The 4,139-nt window shown below is 55.4% G+C and carries 4 protein-coding genes and 1 pseudogene; all 5 read left to right on the top strand.

All coding sequences use genetic code 11. The features are described 5' to 3' along the window. On the top strand, positions 1-391 hold a 391-nt coding region (locus tag MVC73_RS04355; protein WP_297507393.1), incomplete at its 5' end, for an ABC transporter ATP-binding protein. A 3-nt stretch (positions 392-394) separates the two neighbouring features. Then, on the top strand, positions 395-1,840 hold the full coding sequence (locus MVC73_RS04350; protein ID WP_297507390.1) for a UbiD family decarboxylase: 1,446 nt from the start codon (positions 395-397) through the stop codon (positions 1,838-1,840). Between the two features lies 1 nt (position 1,841). Further along, on the top strand, positions 1,842-2,747 hold the full coding sequence (locus MVC73_RS04345; protein WP_297507388.1) for a 4-hydroxybenzoate octaprenyltransferase: 906 nt from the start codon (positions 1,842-1,844) through the stop codon (positions 2,745-2,747). Next, the gene (locus MVC73_RS04340; protein ID WP_297507387.1) at positions 2,748-3,719 is read left to right on the top strand and encodes an ABC transporter substrate-binding protein; all 972 of its coding nucleotides are present in this window, start codon (positions 2,748-2,750) and stop codon (positions 3,717-3,719) included. It abuts the gene before it with no gap. Between the two features lie 2 nt (positions 3,720-3,721). Next, positions 3,722-4,139: pseudogene (locus tag MVC73_RS04335) on the top strand (ABC transporter permease); the annotation flags it as partial.

Here is a 4,139-nt window from a genome sequence, read left to right as displayed (position 1 = left end):
CCTTGAGAGCTACGCCGAAAAGCCCTACACCTCGCTGAGCGGTGGGCAGATGCGGCTCCTCCTCACGGCGAGGGCCTTGATGACCTCGCCAAAGTACCTCCTCCTCGACGAGCCGACGAGCGAACTTGACCTGAAAAACGCCCTCCTCGTCCTACAAACTGTCAGGAAGCTCGCGAAGGAAGACGTCGGCGTTCTTTTAGTTATACACGACCCCAACTTAGCCTACCTCTTCTCCGACAGGCTCGTCCTGATGAAAAACGGAAGGATAATCGCGCAGGGGAAGCCGGATGAAGTCTTCGACGAGGGGCTTTTAAGCGAGGTCTACGGAATAGAGCTTAGGCTCATCGACTGCTCCGGTGAAACCGTTTTAAGGCCGAAGTTAGAGGTGTGAGCGATGAGGGACATGAGGGATTACATTGAGTGGCTTGAGAGACGAGGCGAGCTTATCCGCGTTGAGGAGGAGCTTTCTCCAGAGCTTGAGATCCCGGCCTTTCTGAGAAAAGCTATGTACGAAAAGAGGGGAGCCGTTCTCTTCGAGAGGGTTAAGGGTCATCCCGACTGGAAAGCTGTTGGAAACCTCTTCACGAGCGTTGAGACGGTTAGGGAAGCCCTTGGAGTTAGCAGGCTTGAGGAAATCGGCGAGAGGCCGCTCAAACTCGTGGAGAGCCTTCCCCTCGGCCTTTCGGACAAGCTCTCCTCGCTCGGAAAGCTGAAGGAGATGAGTTCATACCTCCCGAAGGTCGTCAGAAAGGCTGAATTTACAAGGAACGTGGTCGAGGACGAGCCGTTGAACTTCATTCCGGCATTTAAGACTTGGCCCAAGGACGCCTCCCGCTATCTAACCTATCCCCTCGTCTGCTTCTCCGACCCGAGGGGAGTGAACTCAATCAGCGTTTACCGCGTCATGCTCCTCGACGGCTCTACCGGCGTGGTTCACTGGCAGGTGCACAAGAGGGGAAGCCAGGCCTGGCGGGACTACCTTGAGAGGAACGACGGGAAAATGCCGGTAGCGATAGCCATAGGTTCCGACATAGGCACGCTTTTGACGGCAGTCTCTCCCGTTCCCTACCCAATGGACAAGCTGCTCTTCGCGGGCTTCGTGAGGGGGAGGGGGCTTGAACTCTACCGCCTGCCCAACGGCGTCCTCGTTCCTGCTAATGCTGAAGCGGTCATAGAGGGCTATGTCGATGTGAACGAGCTGAGCGAGGAGGGGCCATTTGGAGACCACTTCGGCTTCTACGACAAACCGAGCGAGAGGAACGAGCTCTACCCGGTCTTCCACGCCGAAAGGTTGTATTACCGCGACGACCCGATTTACTATGGTTCGGTCGTTGGTAAGCCGCCGCTGGAAGATGCTGTCATAGGGAAGGCCATCGAGAGGATTTTCCTCCCGCTGATGAGGATGGTTCTGCCGGAGGTAGTTGACGTTAATTTCCCCGAATACGGGGTCTTTCAAGGCGTTGCGGTAGTCTCGATAAAGAAGCGCTATCCGGGTCAGGGCAAGAAGGTTTTGAATGCCCTCTGGGGAACGGGTCAGATGGCGCTGACTAAGGCTATAATCGTCGTCAGCGAAGACATAGACGTCCACGACATAAACCAGGTCATCTGGGCGGTCGCTTCCTTCGTCAATCCTGAGAGGGACGTTTTGATAATCCCGAACGCGCACACAGATGCCCTTGACCCCGCTGTTCCTAATCCGCCTCTCGGGAGCAAGCTCGGCATAGACGCGACGAGAAAGCTCCCGCTGGAGATGAACGGAAGGGTCGTGGAGGAAGTCGAGGAAGATCCGGAAGTCCTTGGGAGGCTCGAAGACCTTTTCAAAAAGTACCTCGGTGGTTGAGATGGCCTTCGATCCGGGTGAAGTCAGCAAGGCGAGCAGGTTCCACGCACTGATGAGGCTCGTCAGGATAGAGCACACTCTCTTCAGCCTTCCCTACGCTTATGTCGGAGCGCTCCTAAGCGGTTTCCACGTAACCTGGGCGGAGATAATCCTCATGAGCCTCGCCCTCCTTGGGTTGAGAACTGCCGCTTTAGCCTACAACAACATAGCGGACATTGACATAGACAGCCTTAACCCGAGGACGTGGAACAGACCCTTAATCAAAGGAACTGTGAAAATCAGCGACGCATGGTGGCTCGTTGTCGTTGGTTCCGTCCTCTACTTCGTCTCGGCCGTTTTGTTGAACATCTGGACGGCCTTACTCAGCCCGATTCCCTGGGTTTTGGCCCTTGCATATCCACACGGCAAGAGGAAGCACAGCTTCCCGCATCTGCACCTCGGTTTAACTCTGGCGATGGCCGTAGCTGGAGGAACGATCGCTGCAGGAGGCGACGAGGCGAACCTTTTGGTTCTCCTTGAGAGAATCCCCTGGGCGTTCTTCTTTGGAGTGCTCTTCTGGGTTGCCGGCTTCGACACTATCTATGCCCTCATGGACTACGAGTTCGACGTGAAGCATGGAGTTGGAAGCATTCCAGCAAGATTCGGGATAAAGAAGGCCCTTGACATCGCTTTAGCCTTTCACCTGATTGCGATAGCCCTCTTCGGGGTTGCGGTTCCGCTTTACGGTCTCGGGTGGGTTTACCTCACCGGCTGGGCAGTCGGGAGCTTTTTAATCCTCTACGAGAACTATCTAGCAAGAAAAAGCCTTGAGAACGTTCCGAAGGCCTTCAACCTCAACATTCCCATTGGGTTAGTCCTCACGCTCTCGGCCATAGCCGATGCCCTGATAAAGCTCGGGGGTGGTTGAATGAGGAAGGTACTGGCACTAGTGCTCGTTGGGTTGGTGGTCTTAACTTCAGGATGCATAGGAGCGAATTCAAGCCCGGGTTCGGGCGCTACCTCTTCAGAGCTCCCAACGGTCAGGGCAGCTACCCTGCTCGGCGGGATAAGCACGCTCGACATTATGGAGGCAAAAGGCTTCGACGAGAAGAACGGCTTCCGCGTTAAGGTTCTGCGCCTCGGCAAAACTCCAGACATTATAGCGGCCCTCAAGAACGGCGAGACCGACTTCGCCGTTATTCCCGCTGAAATGGCGGCGAAGTTAGCCCAGAGTGGCGTTGACATCAAGATAATCGCCGTTGACATGCTCCAGAACCAAGCGATAATCGGGAAGGAAAAGATGGAACCCAAGGAGCTTAAGGGCAAAAAGATAGGGGCGGTGGTTGCCTCTGGCACATTCAAGCTCTTCCAGGCCTATATGAAGGTGCTTTACAACATAACGCCCGAGGACTACACCGTCGTGAACGTTCCGCCCGGCTCGATAGAGGATTCATTGAGAGACGTTGATGCAGTCGTTATCTGGGAGCCTATAGCGAGTCAGCTTATGGCCAAGAACTATACGGTTATAGCGACCTTCTCGGAACTCTGGGACGAGGCGAGGGCAAAGGGCATCGTCAACGGCCCGGCAGTTATGCTCGTCTGGGTCGTTCGCGGGGACTTCCTGAAGGAGCACAGGGACCTCGTTGATGCATTCATCAAGGCCCAGCTCGATAGCGCCCGCTACTGGAAGGCCAACCCCGACGAGACGAAGGCCATCCTGAAGAACCTCTACCACCTCGACCAAAAGACCCTCGAAATCCTCTACACCAGGACATTTGTAAACGACGGGAAGCTCGACGAGGGGTTAATCCTCGGCATAAAGTCCGAGTGGAAGCTCGCCTACCTCGGGGGCTACCTTGAGAAGGACCCGTCTGGCTTGGATATCTTTTACAGGGGCTGAAAATGAGGCGTGGCTGGCTCTACCTCCTTATTTTTGCACTGGCCTCGTGGGTGGTCTTAGCCAGGCTCTACCCGACGCTCATTCCCGGCATAGGGGAGACCCTCCGCTTTTATCCGAAGGCCGGTTGGGGCCTCGTTCTGAACTCCACAATCCTGACCCTCTACCACTCCCTGGCCGGATTTTTGGTCGCGTTTCTCCTCGTTGGAGCTTCCATCCTTTTAGCCCTCTACTCGGCAGAGTTCAAAGCCTTTTTAAGCTCCCTCAACGTCTTCGTCCAGAGCGTTTCGGTTCTGGTGTGGACGATAGTCTTCATCATGATATTCGGGGTCACTAGCTCAATCGCGCCCATCCTCGTCACCGCGATGGCATCCTTCCCAGCCATGCTCTCCGCAGGAATAAGCTCAAGCGAGAAGCTCCTTG

Source organism: Thermococcus sp. (assembly GCF_027052235.1).
In the GTDB taxonomy this organism is placed as follows: Archaea; Methanobacteriota_B; Thermococci; order Thermococcales; family Thermococcaceae; genus Thermococcus.
This window is presented reverse-complemented; position numbering and strand designations above follow the sequence as displayed.

Excerpts from the sequence above, each read along its gene's own strand:
- MVC73_RS04345 (WP_297507388.1), top strand. The coding sequence starts at position 1,842 with ATGGCCTTCGATCCGGGTGAAGTCAGCAAGGCGAGCAGGTTCCACGCA.
- MVC73_RS04350 (WP_297507390.1), top strand. The coding sequence starts at position 395 with ATGAGGGACATGAGGGATTACATTGAGTGGCTTGAGAGACGAGGCGAG.
- MVC73_RS04340 (WP_297507387.1), top strand. The coding sequence starts at position 2,748 with ATGAGGAAGGTACTGGCACTAGTGCTCGTTGGGTTGGTGGTCTTAACT.